At 43.8% G+C, this 15,008-nt stretch carries 9 protein-coding genes; 4 read left to right on the forward strand and 5 right to left on the reverse strand.

Annotated features, from left to right (window positions below):
- Positions 1–94: 94 nt before the first annotated feature.
- The 5 genes from KF872_05515 to KF872_05535 form a co-directional block, all read right to left on the reverse strand.
- On the reverse strand, positions 95–5,542 hold the full coding sequence (locus tag KF872_05515) for a gliding motility-associated C-terminal domain-containing protein (protein MBX2902997.1): 5,448 nt from the start codon (positions 5,540–5,542) through the stop codon (positions 95–97).
- 18 nt (positions 5,543–5,560) lie between these two features.
- Entirely contained in the window at positions 5,561–6,961 is a 1,401-nt protein-coding gene (locus tag KF872_05520) for a T9SS type A sorting domain-containing protein (protein ID MBX2902998.1), read from the reverse strand.
- A 12-nt stretch (positions 6,962–6,973) separates the two neighbouring features.
- Positions 6,974–9,361 carry an SBBP repeat-containing protein gene (locus KF872_05525; GenBank protein MBX2902999.1) on the reverse strand — a complete coding sequence of 796 codons (2,388 nt, stop codon included), beginning with the start codon at positions 9,359–9,361 and terminating at the stop codon, positions 6,974–6,976.
- Positions 9,362–9,382: 21 nt separating this feature from the next.
- On the reverse strand, positions 9,383–10,549 hold the full coding sequence (locus tag KF872_05530; protein MBX2903000.1) for a WG repeat-containing protein: 1,167 nt from the start codon (positions 10,547–10,549) through the stop codon (positions 9,383–9,385).
- A 289-nt stretch (positions 10,550–10,838) separates the two neighbouring features.
- Complete coding sequence (locus KF872_05535; protein MBX2903001.1) at positions 10,839–12,248, reverse strand: T9SS type A sorting domain-containing protein; 1,410 nt, start codon at positions 12,246–12,248, stop codon at positions 10,839–10,841.
- A gap of 426 nt (positions 12,249–12,674) precedes the next feature.
- Between KF872_05535 and KF872_05540 the strand changes: the two genes are divergently transcribed.
- From KF872_05540 to KF872_05555, 4 genes are all read left to right on the forward strand, one after another.
- Positions 12,675–12,842 (forward strand): hypothetical protein, encoded by a 168-nt coding sequence (locus KF872_05540; GenBank protein MBX2903002.1) that lies wholly within the window; start codon positions 12,675–12,677, stop codon positions 12,840–12,842.
- A gap of 27 nt (positions 12,843–12,869) precedes the next feature.
- Positions 12,870–13,172 (forward strand): hypothetical protein, encoded by a 303-nt coding sequence (locus KF872_05545; protein ID MBX2903003.1) that lies wholly within the window; start codon positions 12,870–12,872, stop codon positions 13,170–13,172.
- A gap of 182 nt (positions 13,173–13,354) precedes the next feature.
- A complete protein-coding gene (locus tag KF872_05550) occupies positions 13,355–14,395 on the forward strand; it encodes an acyltransferase family protein (protein MBX2903004.1) in 1,041 nt (346 codons plus the stop codon).
- A gap of 358 nt (positions 14,396–14,753) precedes the next feature.
- Positions 14,754–14,951 (forward strand): bleomycin resistance protein, encoded by a 198-nt coding sequence (locus KF872_05555; protein MBX2903005.1) that lies wholly within the window; start codon positions 14,754–14,756, stop codon positions 14,949–14,951.
- Positions 14,952–15,008 lie beyond the last annotated feature (57 nt).

The following is a 15,008-nucleotide window of genomic DNA, read 5'->3' on the forward strand; positions in this document are numbered from 1 at the left end:
CCAAAAAGTTCGGATAGCTATGAGAAATTGAATAAACAGGTAGCAGACTTCAATTTCATAGATAGAAATACCTACACCTCGAATAGGCTTGTACCTATCGAACAAGTGTCAGGCTGCCTTTGTTTTGTACAGTTCTGCCATTGAAGAAAACAACATAAACATGATAGACATAAACACCCGCAGGTTGTAGTTCCCCTTGGTAATAACCATCCCATTTGGGAGAAAGACTTAGTTCTGTGTAAACCAACTCTCCCCAACGGTTGAAAACCTTCAGGTCAATCTCTTTAATCTTCTGTCCATAGATTTCAAAAAAATCATTGTTGCCATCACCATTTGGCGAAAATACATTAGGTACATAGTAAATAGTGTTTGGGTCATAGTCCACTTCAATGTTCACCTCTGTACTGATGCTGCATCCGGTTTGGGCATCGGTGTAGGTTACGGTGAAAAGTGTGTTTCGCAGCGCGAAGAACTTTGGATTGTTGCAGTTGGAACAATTCAGGTTGGTAACTGGCGACCACTGGTAATTGCCAGTTGTGCTTCCAACCACATCAGCAAAAAGTTGAACGTTGGTAGCCAGTTCAACAATGGTGTCTGGTCCGGCTTCAATGCTTAATTCCTGAACTGTAACATTCACAATATAATTGGCAGCGCACTGCCCGCCATCGGGCGTAAAAGTGTAGGTGTCGCTTTGGGTGTTGCTGATAAAAGAAGGTTGCCAAATGCCTGTGATACCATTGGTGGAGGTGATCGGCAATGTTGGCGCATTGCTGCCATAGCAAAGTGTGATGTTATTGCCAAAGGCAAACTGAGGTCCGGTGAAATTCAACACATTGATACTTTGCGTAGCGGTGCTGCTGCATCCGTTGGCATCGGTACCGGTAACAGTATAGGAGGTTGTTGCCGTAGGTGAAACTGTAATAATTGCAGTTGTTTCCTGTGTGTTCCATGTGTAGTTGCCAGCACCGTTTGCGGTAAGTGTTACTGTTCCGTTTTCGCATAAGGTAGTTTGCGATGCATTAATGGAAACAATGGGTAATGGGTTAACCGTAACCGATGTATTCGCCACTGCCGAACAACCGGTGGCGGCATCGGTAGCCGTAACACTATACGTAGTAGTTGCGGTTGGTGACACATTATGCGTTGCGCCTGTGCCTAATCCGTTCGACCAATTGAAGTTGGTGGCACCTGTAGCAGATAACGTTGAGGATTGTCCGGCACAAAGGGTTGATGGAGTGGCTGCAGCGGTTACATTCAAATTCACCAAAGCATTCACTATTACATTCACAGAGCCCGTTGCAGAACAGCCTTGTGCAGATGTAACCGTAACATTATAACTGCCGGCTTGTGATAATTGAACGGACGTAATCGTAGGGTTTTGTTGTGCGGATGAATATCCGTTAGGTCCGCTCCAGATATAGGTGGCGTTGGCTGTGGCGCTGACTGCCAAATTCAAATCGCTGCCTTCACATAGCGGTGCGTTATAACTTGTATTGACAACCGGCAATGGATTGACGATGACATTTACAGCGCTTGTGCTACTACAACCGTTGGCAGTAACTGTAACTGAATAACTGCCTGCTGAGTTTAAACTTACTGTGTTTAAGGAAGGGTTTTGTTGTGCAGACGTAAAACCATTCGGGCCGCTCCAGACATAGGTAGCACCGGCTGTTGTATTTGCAGAAAGATTAATATCTCCACCTTCGCAAACCGGGCTGTTGCTGCTTGCCGTTGCCACCGGAGCAGGATTTACGGTTATTGTAACTGCGGTGCGCGAAGTGGAATTGCACGAGCCGATTTGTGCTTCCGCATAGTAAGTAATATTATTATTTAATACAGGCGTAGTAAACGGATTGCCGGTAAACACAGCCGTGCCACCCGTAGCTGCGGTGAACCATGCAAAGCTTACACCCGATGGTGCTGTGGCGTTGAGCGTTGCGGTTTGCCCGGCACAAATGGTGGTGTCACTTACGGTAGGTGCTGTAGGTGGTGTAACCACCGTTACTGTTACCGGCACACGAGCCGATGGGCAGCCATTCACAACTGTTTGCGCATAGTAAGTGGTGTTGCTGTTTAGTGTTGGTGTGGTGAATATGCTTCCGGTGAAAATGGGCGTGGTAGCGCTGGGTGCATCATACCAATTCACCGTGAAGGCGTTACTGATGTTGGAGTTGATGTTGGCGGTTGTTCCTGCACAGATTTGTGTATTGGCAGGGGTAGGGTCCGGTGCGGTGATAACTTGTACAAACACTTGCGTGCGTTGCGATGGGCAACCATTTTCAACACGCTCTACAAAATAGGAAGTGCTTGCTGTTAATGGCGGAGAGGTAAATGTTGTTCCTGTTCCAAGAATGGTGGTACTCGTGGCGGTGGCATACCAGTTAAAAGTGGTTCCTGCCGAAGTAACCTGAAATGTAGCGACACTGTCTTTGCATACTCCGGGTGTAAGTGTGCTGGCGATGGGAGCAGTGGGTATGGGTGTAACAGTAACTGTAACGGCAGTTCTAGAAGAAACACAACTGCCTGCCTGCGCTTCTACATAGTAGATAGTATTATTATTTAAGACAGGTGTGGTAAAAGGATTGCCGGTAAACACTGCTGTGCCACCCGTAGCTGCGGTGAACCACGCAAAGCTTACACCCGATGGTGCTGTGGCGTTGAGCGTTGCGGTTTGCCCGGCACAAATAGTGGTGCCGCTTACGGTTGGTGATGCAGGTGGCGTAACCACCGTTACGGTAACCGGTACACGGACCGATGGACAACCATTCACAAACGTTTGCGCATAGTAAGTGGTGTTACTGTTGAGCGTTGGAGTAGTGAATATGCTTCCGGTGAAAATGGGCGTGGTAGCGCTGGGTGCATCATACCAATTCACCGTGAAAGCATTGCTGATGTTGGAGTTGATGTTGGCGGTTGTTCCTGCGCAGATTTGTGTGTTGGCAGGTGTAGGGTCTGGTGCGGTGATGACTTGTACAAACACTTGCGTACGTTGCGAAGGGCAACCGTTTTCAACACGCTCTACAAAATAGGAAGCGTTTACCGTTAATGGTGGTGAGGTATAAGTGGTTCCCGTTCCCAGTATCGTGGTGCTTGTTTGTGTTGCATACCAGTTAAAAGTGGTTCCTGCTGAGGTAACCTGAAACGTAGCCACACTGTCCTTACATACTCCGGGTGTAAGTGTGTTGGCAATAGGAGCAGCGGGTGCAGGCGTTACGGTTACGGTAACTGCCGTGCGTGTTGAAGGCGGGCAACCTGTAGCTACTGCCTCCACATAGTAGGTTGTGGTAGCGTTTAGGGTTGGTGTTGTAAAGTTGGTTCCGGTGCCCAGTGCAGTCCCTCCGGTTGACGCAGCATACCAGTTAAAGGTAACTCCACTTGGTGCGGTGGCAGTTAAAGTGGCGGTTTGCCCTCCACAAATAGTAGTGCCGTTTGCTGTAGGTGCAGCAGGGGGCACACAGGCTTCAAACTTGGCTAAAAAACCACTGCCCGAACCGGTAGGCTGATATGTACCTGGTGTACCAATCCCCGTAGGCGATTGTGCAAGACCGCACATGTAGTAAAATCCGCTTCCGCCAATGTGACAAGCTCGACCTTCGTCAAAATTTGCTCCGCCATAATAGGTGCCCCAGGTGCGTAATCCATTGGTATTGAAAAGTGCTAAGAAGGCATCGCTGTTACCGGCATATACTGTTTGGTGCGCAGTAGTAGTTGCTATGAGGGTAGGGGAAACTGTTTCTCCTGATACTAATACATCGCCAGCAGCATTGGTGTGCAAAAATTCAGGTTCTTCATTTCCTGTTCCACCATAATAGGTGCTCCATAAACGTTGCCCATTGGCTCCGTTTAATTTTACAACAAAAGCATCGTAATCTCCTGCAAAATTGGATTGGTGTGTGCCTACGGTGGCAATCAGGGAGGTAGAGTTTGTTCTGCCTAAAAGATAAGCATTACCGTTGCCATCGGCACCACAACTTATTCCACGGTCTTCCAGTGTGCCTCCATAGTAAGTGCCCCATTGACGCACTCCGTTGCTATTGAATTTTACAATGAACGCATCGCCCTGATTATTCAGGACGTTTTGATGAGTGCCTGCTGTAGCGATAGCATTTCCGGAACTGGTAACACCACACAAGTACACATTTCCCTGCGCATCTACCGCACAGCCACCCGGACGGTCATCTGCATTGCCTCCATAATAAGTTCCCCAAACACGTTGTCCGGTAGTGCTGAATTTTGCCAGAAAACAATCTTGTCCAAGACCTCCTGCGAAGCCCACTTGATGTGCGCCTGCAGATGCTATAGCAGCAGATGTGTAAGAGGCATTTCCGCATACATAAATATTGCCTGTTGCGTCTACCACCGCAGACTTTCCATCATCGTTATTTGTGCCTCCATAGTAAGTACCCCATTGCCGCACCCCGCTGTTATTGAATTTAGCAATAAATACATCTGTAAGCCCACCTCTCGTAGCCTGATAAGCACCAGCACTTGCAATAGCATTATCTGATTGGGTAACTCCCATTAGATATACATTGCCCGATGCATCTACACCACAGGATTTTCCTCTGTCAACTAAACTACCTCCATAATATGTTGCCCAAATTCTTTGTCCATTGGTATTGAATTTTGCCAACAATCCATCAGCACTTCCGGCTGCAAAAACCGTTTGATGTGCTCCACTTGTAGCCATATTGTTGGCAGAGGCGTCTCCGGCTGTATAAACATTTCCGGCTGCATCCTCAACACAACTTAACAGAGCATCAAGACCGGTGCCCGCATAATAAGTGCCCCATAAACGCACCGGTGGGTCTATTCTTAGTGGTTGCGTTTTATCGTAATTTCCTGTGATGCGAATGCTAACAGCATTTCCTTCCAGCTGCCATTCTGCATCAATTTTTTGGTCGCCCTGAAGCACCAATAATGAGCCTTCTACAACATCTCCATATGGGGTTTTCAGTACTAACTCTTTTTGGGCATTTACACTCAACGATGCACCTTTCACCTGCCATTGAATATCCTGATAACTGGCACCCGGCTGCACAATATAGTCGTACTCCAGACCGCCATGCTGCCCTTCAAAAAAATGCAGGTCAATGCCGTTGTAAATGTTTTTATAAACCAAATTTTCATAACGCTTCACCAGCAAAGCCGGCTCTATGCCATCGGGCACGTTGTAAAAGTTTTCGTAGCCCGATAATGCGTTTCCTCTTTCAATCGAAACATTTTTATTGGTATTGAGCCATTGCACATCTATGCGGTAAATACCTAAGCTATCTATCATTTTGCGCTTTGACCCAAATTCATCTTCCGTTTTCCAGCTTAATACCTTGAACAATTGATAATGCAGCCCGTCTTTTTTCAGGTGAACGTGCAAATCTCCTTCATCGTAGCTATACAAAACATCTGGTCTAGGCTGCCAGTTTTGGTCTTTTACCTGCCCTTTGTTTTCACGAAAAAATACTTCTGCCTTAGCAGAAAAAGGTATGACCTGTATAACTATAAAAAGCACCATAAGGTGCTGTAAATATTTGCTCCAATTCATTTTGCGCAGTAGTCTGTTTTATTGCGATTTTATTATTCGTCTGGTTATACTGTTGTTGTTTTCATCGGTGACCGTAATGAAATAAATGCCACTATGCAGCCTATCTATGCTGATTGATTTTTGCTCTTGTGATACAATAAACTGCTGCTCCTGTTTCAGAATTTTTCCGGTTACATCTGTTAACGTGATGGCGTACCAACCCTGATTTTCAAATTGTAATTGAACCTCATCTGTGGCCGGTACCGGAAAAACAGTGAAGCTGTTATTTGCCGATGCTACCTCTTCTACCGAAGTGCTCACTATACATTGCAAGCCTTGAATTTGCACAGGCGATGGCGCATCATTATACGAACCGATACCCACTTGACCACTGGAGTTAAAACCACAGCCATACAGAATGCCTGAGTTCTGCAAAAAGAACGACTGATTGTAGCCGGTGCCAACAGCAACGATGTTGAACAAGCCGGGTACCTGTACAGGATAATTATAATCGGTAAAATCGCCTGTACCCAACTGACCGAAGTTATTGATGCCACAAGCCCAAACCGTACCATCACTTTTTACAAAAAGAGAATGTGATTCACCGGCTGCTATGTCAATCACATTGGTCAGGCCGGGAATCTGTACTGCGTGTTTTCGGTTGGTATTGGTGCTGTCGCCTAACTGACCATATTGGTTTTGACCTGCAGCCCAAACGGTGCCATCATTCTTCAGGAATAAGGAGTGATAACCATTTGCTGCAATCTCTTTTACATTACTCACACTCTCTACTAAACGGGGTTTTACAGAAACTGTAAAGGCACTGTCACCCAACTGTCCATATTGCCCTTGGCCCATAGCCCACACATTTCCGCTTTTATCTAACAGTATGGCGTGCGTATAGCCACCAGCTACCTTTGCGGCATTATTCATGCTGTTCATGTTAGTGGTGTTTTGTGTATTGGTTGGATTAAGCGAATTAATGCCCAACTGCCCTGAGCCATTGTTGCCCACTACTTTTACCGTTCCATCTGCCAGCACAAAATAAGAACAGGCCGAACCGGCACCCACACTCACGGCATTACTCACATTTTTTACTTCTACCGGATTATTTCGGTCTGTTTTGGTGCCATCGCCCAGCTGCCCGTAGAAGTTTTCGCCCATGCTCCACACCTTTCCATCTGAGCGTAACAGCAACATGTGATTCCAACCGGAGGCTATAGATTTTATGGTTACTCCCTGAGGAAGATTTAATGGATAATTTGTAAAACTACTCACAGGGATAAACTGGTTATCAGCATTGCCTCCGCTGTAACGTAGTTTAGTATTATCTGTACATAGCAACATCATGTGTGCCTCGCCACCGGCCATGGTTTGGGTTGTAGCATTTGAGCTGTATAAAACGGCTGCGAGTAAGAGTGCATTGAATAGTTTATTCATGTTGAAAATTCTTTAATGTTGAATAATTAAACGTTTGGTGGTTGATGCATTGCTATTACTTACTTGTAGCAAGTAAACCCCATTGCTTAGTTTTTCTGTATTAATGCTGAATTTTTGAGTGTTTGGAAAATGATGTTGTTCGGTCAATTTACCTTGCATATCAAAAATGCGCAAGGTGAAATCACCCACATTTTCTGTTTTCAGCCAAAGCTGATTGGTAGCAGGGTTTGGATACAATACAAAATTATTTTCAGCCAAAGATGTAACTGAAGTAGGTATTTCAGGCAGCGTAATATTGTTGTTATTGAAGCGAATTAGAAAGGCATCGCTGACCCCGCCACGTAATTTTTGATGAGAAAAATTTTCTGAAGCCAGTAATTGGTCTGAACCGGTAAAACCGGTTATGAAAATATTGCCGGCAGTATCTGTAGCTACATCATAACTCACTTCACCGCCTTCGCCACCATAATAGGTTGACCAGATGCGCGTGCCGTTGGTTCTGAATTTGGACAGAAAGGCATCGCCAGCAGTTGGATTACTTGATGTTCCCTTAAAGGTTTTATAGGCGCCTGGCGAAGCAATGCCCGATGAAGAACTGGTAGTTCCTCCAAAGTAAATGTCACCAAACGGGTCAACATGACAATACAAAGCTTCATCATTTCCTTGTCCACCTAAATAGGTACCCCACAAGCGCTGGCCTTGAGGCGAGAATTTTACCAGAAAAGCATCCACAGTTCCGCCCGCAAAGGTGGCTTGAAAAGCCCCGCTTGTGCTGATATCGCTTGAAGACCAGGTAGTGCCGCAAGCATAGATATTTCCCAAAGAGTCCAGAGCCACTCCACCGCCATCTTCTGTTTGTGTGCCACCGTAGTAGGTTGCCCAATCGAGTTGACCATCGGTATCGAACAGCGCAACAAAAATATCTCTGGGTCCCTGAAGTGAAGTCTGATGCGCTCCCTGTGTAGCAATGCCGGTTGTTGAATTAGAAATGCCTGTCAAAGCCACTTTCCCATCGCGCACCGCGCAACCAGTAGCTTCATCATCGTTAGCCTCGCCAAAGTAAGAGCCCCACAGCACCGAGCCTGCTGCCGACATTTTTACTAAGAACACATCTTTACTTCCACTATAATTGGGGTTATAGGTTCCCGGTGTGCTGATATTATCAGATGATTGCGTGTAACCTGTTATGAACAGATTGCCGGCAGTATCCAACGCCATTGCTTTTATTTCATCCTGCCAGCTTCCACCCAAATAAGTACTCCACAGGATAACACCGGATGTGTCAAACTTAGACACAAAACCATCCACAAATGTTCCTGCATCGCCATGTGAAGATTGGTGAGCACCATTGGTAGAAATACCTGAGGTAGACTGTGCAAAGCCGCCTATATAAGCCTCTCCATTTGGTGTGGCTTCACATGCATACCCAACATCATCTAAACTGCCGCCCAGATATGTAGACCATCTGCGGGTGCCCCATTCAGCAAAGCTGCTTAAGAAGGCGTCTCTCATTCCGGCATAGCTGGTTTGGTGTGCGCCAGTAGTGGCGATATTGTTGTTAGAATAAGTAAACCCCGACATAAACGACCGCTTTTGGTCGTCTACTGCACAGCCATAAGCGTATTCCACATCTGAGCCGCCCATATAAGTTCCCCAAATGCGAACAGGCGGGTCAATGCGCAAAGGTTTGGTCGGGTCGTAATGGGGTATATGAAAGGAAACCACATTGCCCTCAACTATCCAGTCGGCAGCAATTTGTTTGTTGCCTTGATATACTTTCAATGCGCCTTCTATGATGTTGCCGAAGGGCGTAATCAGTTTCAACTCTTTTTGTGGCGTCACTTCTAGATCGGCTCCTTTAATCTCTATTTTAATCTGCTTGTAATTGGCAAAGGGACGCACGATAAAATCATATTCCAGATAGTTTTCATCGGTATAAAATTTCAGGTCTACTCCTTCGTACAGGTTGTGGTAGTTTACCGTTTTGTAACTTTTTACAAACAATGCGGGCTCAGCGCCTGTCGGCACGTTGTAGTAATGGTCGTAACCCGGCAGCGCTTCACCGCTATAAAGCCGGGTTTCCGATGAGGCATTCAGCCAGTTTACATCTACACGGTAAATGCCGATTTTATCAGGAATCTGTCTGCTTTCCTTTTCTGTTAATTGAATAGCGTTTTTCTCTTCCTTCCAGCTTTCCACCCTGCTCAACTGATAGTGCAATCCATCTTTTTTGAGGTGATAGACTAAACCGTTTGCCGAGCCGCCATACAACACATCCGGGCGCGGTTTAAAATGCTGATCACGGATTTGGCCTTTGTTTTCGGTGAAGAAAAATGAGCTTCCGGCAGAAACCGTGCTTACTGTTATAAGTAGCAATGACAGGGTATTTACTATGCGCATCTTTGTGTTTTGTTAGCTATCTTAATCATTCTTTACTTTTCCGGTGCCTTTGCAGAAGTGGCAAGCCGGATACCATTCTTTATCCAATACTTTACCGTATTTATCACAAATGCCACAATTTACAAGGCGATTGAATAGGGTGTATTTTTTTGAGCCACCACATGTAGGGCACCTTTTATAAGTTCTCTGATTTTCTTTAGACTTTCCGGTGCCATCACACATAAAGCAATTTATGTATTCTTGCTTTACAGGGGTTGTGCTGTATTTGGCGGCAACTTTGGCAACTTCTTTTTGTAATTCGGTTGGCTCCGATTTTGTTGGTGGTTTATAGTCAGCAATTTTCTTATTCAAGATTTCTTCAGGCACAACTTCTCCAAATCCATTAACAACTATAGATTTACCGTCTAATCTTACTGCTAAGTATCTTTCTGAAAGCGGTATAGGCTTCTTTCCAAACACTAATTTTCCATCAGCCTTATCAATGAATGTCTTATCCCCGGTGTTGATGTTATAGTCCATCACTTCATCATAAATGGAAGACAAAACATAACCCGAGCTGTATAAAATTCCCTTCTTTCCGTTTTTTGTAATCACGGATCTTCGGTCGGGGTGCGATGTTAAGCATTCCAATGAGGTGTAATCCGGCTTCAATATCTCTTTTCCGCTGATATCAATCACACCCCAGAGACCATTCATTTTGTAAGGAATTAGTCGGTAATCGAAAAAGTAATTATATGAATCATCCGGATGACCGATTCTTTCGCAATTCATAGGTAAAAGTTCCTTGCCGTTCAGAAAAATTAATCCTCTATTCTTATAATCCAAGCTTGCAACCTGAAGAATAATTGTGTCATTAACATAATCATATTCACTCAAAATGTGAGGAAAGTCTTTAATAATTAAAGCCCCGTTTTCGTCTATTACACTCCAATTTTCATTAATAAATTTTTTATCACTACCCTTCTTATCGCCTGTTGTTACGATCCTGTATTTGCAACGAGCCACGCAACTAGTTGAATTATATTGTGCTGACAATACCACTTTCCCATTGCTGTCTTTAAAGCCTATTTTGCCCTTTGCTTCGTAAACGGTTAAGGAGTTTTGCGCAGAAGCATATTTTAATGTAAGCAAAACCAATACTGTTATCAGAACAGAGAGTCTTTTGATGTTGTGAAATTTACTATTCATTAAAATTTGATTTTAATCTTTTTGAATACCCCCCCTTTCACTTTTACTAACTTACAATTCATATCGAAACCTATAATGGTGTTACTATTATTCATAACTATCCGAAAGTTTTTCAAAAAGAAAAGCCCGTTGTAAATTGAGTTTGCAACAACTTTCTGAACAATGGGACTTTTCCGAAGGACTAAAAATAACCGCCAGCCACTACAGCGCCAAATTATTGAACTGATTCCGCGACATATATTGCGGCTTTGATGCTGCGCCTTTTTTGTTGCTGTGTGGTGGTGGTTTGTTATTCTACAATTATCTTTCCCTTTGACACACTTTTATCCTTCATTTCTATATGATAGAAATAAACCCCGCTTGCTAAATTAGCCACAGATATGGTGCTGTTTTCTTGCAGCTTGTTGGCCATCATTACTTCACCCAAGGTATTAAAAAGCCGGATGTTTTGCGCGCCCTCACTTTCAACCATAAAATAATGCTGTGCAGGGTTTGGATACACCTTTAAGGCGTAGGCTGCAACGTTTTGGATGGAAGTGGAAACAGGTGTAGGGTCAAACTGCGCAATGTTGTTCACGGTGTTGGTGCCGGCATGGCTAAATCTGCCACCCACAAACAAACTTCCATTGTGCAGGGTGGAAGCAAAACCCTCCAGCTTGGTGGTTGCCGGATTGTAGAACCTCAACTCATTAAAGGGAGGCGTAAGCGCGGTATTCAACGATGCACAAACACCCTGAATTTCCTGATTGCTGTTGTAGTAGGCAAACTCTCCAATAACATAAAAGGTGTCGTTTAGCGTTTGCATGCTGTGAACGGTGGCGCCACTGTTTTGGTCAAAGCGGTAGGCCGTCCATGCGGTATCGTTCCAAGACACCAAAGGCGGTGTAATGGTATCACCGGGTGCTTGCACAAAGCTATTGAAAATGCCCCCCATAAACAGCTTGCCTTTATATTCCTTTAGTGAGTAGCCTCTTCCTCCAAGACCAATTACTGATGGGGTAAACTGCTCTCTGCCACCCACGGGCAGGTTCAGGCTTTTCCAAACCGTATCGTTCCACATGGCCACGCGATGGGCAGGCACATTGCCCACCGAATCAAACACCCCTGCCACCACTAAGTTATTTTTGTATTCTGCTATGGCATATAAGTAGGCATAGTTTACCGGTCCCTTAAACTCACCGGGCAAATCGGCCCAATTGCTGCCGTTAAACACCGAAATTACCGGGCGCACCGATGAAGTGCTATTGTCATAGCGCATATTGGTGATGTGCAATTTGCCTTTGTAAACGTGCATAGCGCGAATATCGCTGGAAGCTGCATCGGCACCCGCCACATTCAGCCACGCAGTGCCACTCCATTTGGCAATATTGCCCACATACAAAATGTTGCCCGATGAATCTTTGTCGAAATTTCCAGCAGCATAAAGTTCGTTGTTATACACCGCCAACGCCCGCACCTCACCATTAAAACCCGCACCCATGTTTTGCCATTCAGTGCCATTCCATTGTGCAATGCGCTTACATTTGGTATTGGTGCCCATGGCACGAAAATCGCCCCCGGCTATCAGGTTTCCATTAAAACTTATCATTGCTCTCACCGCGCGGGTGTCGCCCACTCCACTACCCACAGGCAGCCAGTTTTGTGCCGATATTTGAAACAATACGTTTAATGCTAAAAGGGTAAAAAAGACTTTTTTCATACTGATAATATTTGTTTGCGGCAAATGTATGGCATCCATCATGCGGCTGTAATACTTTGGTAAGAAAGTGGTACTTTTGGTTTCAAAACAAAACTGCCTTACAATGAGCCAATGGCCATTCAGCAAAAACCTTTAACACTTTATTATAGGGCTGCTTGCTTGAAGAAAAGAGCAACTCTCTTTTATCCCAGATTACGCATTAGAGATGGCACCTCTTACAATCCAATGAAAATCAACTACTTGAGTTAAATAATTTCTAATGCTAAGCATTAGAAAAAATACGACATAAAAATTCCGTAACCCAATACTGACAGGGCACACAGCCTATTTTTGAATTGCATTTATTTCTCCTAATGCATAATTTGGGTTAAAGAGCGCGAACAACCAGCAGATAGGGAGCAAGATATTCTGTGCGACCAAGAGATTATGCTCACCGGAACGCAAGCGGCAAAATCAGGCATAGAACAATATGCCATGAGGCGAGTGGTGGTGTATGATGCCGAAAACGACCGAACTATCGAACTCATCACCAATAATTTTGAATGGAGTGCCAACACCGCCAGCCAACTCTATAAACGCAGATGGAACATTTAGTTGTTCTTCAAAGCACTCAAGCAAAACTTGCAGGTAAAAACCTATACAGGCACCAGCCCCAATGCTGTAAAACCACAAATATACATCGCGCTGATTTGCTACCTGCTCTTAGAACTGCTGCGCAAAAACACCTGCAAGGCAAATCACGCCTTCTCCAACTTCACCGAAAAAATAAGCATCTGCTTGCCTTATTACCTTTCCTTACATTATGTCTGCAATAGAATTTGTCAAGGAGCTAAGCCCATCACGCTAAAACCGCCAAACTTATTTTCCAACCAAAATCAACTGTCGCTCAATGCTGGCGATGCTTTCAGAACCCTTTTTGACTAATTTGCCAAAAAGTTCGGATAGCTATGAATCGGCATATAAAACATATCAAACACCTTATGTATGGAGCCGTACTGAAACAATAGTGGCATCTTATCCACCACACTCACTGCAACTTAATATTCACCAATGGGTAATCTAGATTGAAAGCAATGTATATTTTTATATTGCACCTTATTACACACATGGCAAGCACAAGCTATTTGAATAACCTGCGCGCATTGGCAACTATTGCCGTTATTCTATTGCATGTTGCTTCATCAATACTCTATAATTTTAGCCCCCACCCTTCTACCAATTGGCACATAGGAAATTTATACGATAGTGCTGTTAGATTTTCTGTGCCAATATTTTTTATGCTTTCCGGAGCGCTGCTGCTAGATAAAGACTATTCATTAACCAATTTCTTTCACAAAAGATTCCTAAAAGTGCTACCGCCTTTCATCTTTTGGTGTATTGTATATGCTTGCTACAACTTCTACATACAAACCGATGCCGAAGGAAAGCCCTTCTTTCCTACTCTATTTTCCAACTTCTACCATTTTTACAACGACACACTTTTAGGCATACTGCATGGCAATAGTTACCACCTTTGGTTTGTGTTTCAAATTATAGGTATTTACTTGGTAACACCTCTATTGCGCCCGTGGGTAAAGCAGGCAAACACCACCGATTTTATATACTTTTTAATACTGTGGCTCACAACACTTTTAATACAATGCTCAACCTCCAAGGAATATATTCCCGATATTCCATTAGCAACTTTTACAGGCTATATCGGCTATTTTGTTTTAGGTTATTTCTTGCACAAGCATGTGAAAATAAACAGCTGGTTTGCCCTACTGCTTTACATTGCAGGATTTGCATTTACAGTTTTGGGCACTTACTTTCTATCGGTAAAGCAAGGCGCCTTCAGCGGTTTTTATTATGAATATCTGAGCTTCAATGTTTTGCTTTCTGCTATAGGAGTATTTCTATTCTTCAAAAACCTAACTATTCCTGCTTCATTCTCGCAAAAAACAATTGCACTTATTGGTGAAAACAGCTATGGCATTTACCTTGCTCACGTACTCATACTCAATATCTTAGAAAGAAAAAACATAGACTGGCAATTCACCAATCCCCTCCTTAGCATTCCCCTGCTTACATTGCTTTGCGTGAGTGTAACCACGCTGCTCATACACACACTCCATAAAAACAAATACTTATCGTACATTGCAGGATAAACATCATCATAAAATGACACGGTTTATTATTGCTTGCATGCTGCTAACAGCATTCACAAACTGTAATTTAAAAACAAACAAATCGAATACTATGGCAGAAAAAAACAACGAAACCGGAAAAGCAGCGTCTTCAAAAAAAACTACACCAAAAGTAACGGGTATTGGAGGCATCTTCTTTTTTGCAAATAATCCCGAAAAAACAAAAGAATGGTACACCAAGAATTTAGGTATTGAAACTAACCAATGGGGCGCCAGTTTCGAATCCCGTAGTGCCAACAATCCGAATGAAATCAACTATTTGCAATGGAGCCCTTTTAAAACGGGAAGCCAATACTTTGCCCCATCAAAAAAAGAATTCATGATAAACTACCGTGTTCAAAACCTCGAAGGCTTGGTAGAAAATTTAAAAAATAACGGTGTAACCATTCTCGATAGTATAGAAACCTACGACTATGGAAAATTTATTCATATACTGGATGAAGACGGCAATAAAATAGAACTTTGGGAACCCGTAGATAGCGTACTTACATCAATAGATGGAGAAACAAACAAATAAGCCATAGCACAATAAAGCAAAGCAATAATTTTCCGAAACATTATCGCTTCCAATTCA

The organism is Chitinophagales bacterium, assembly GCA_019638515.1.
In the GTDB taxonomy this organism is placed as follows: Bacteria; Bacteroidota; Bacteroidia; order Chitinophagales; family LD1; genus UBA7692.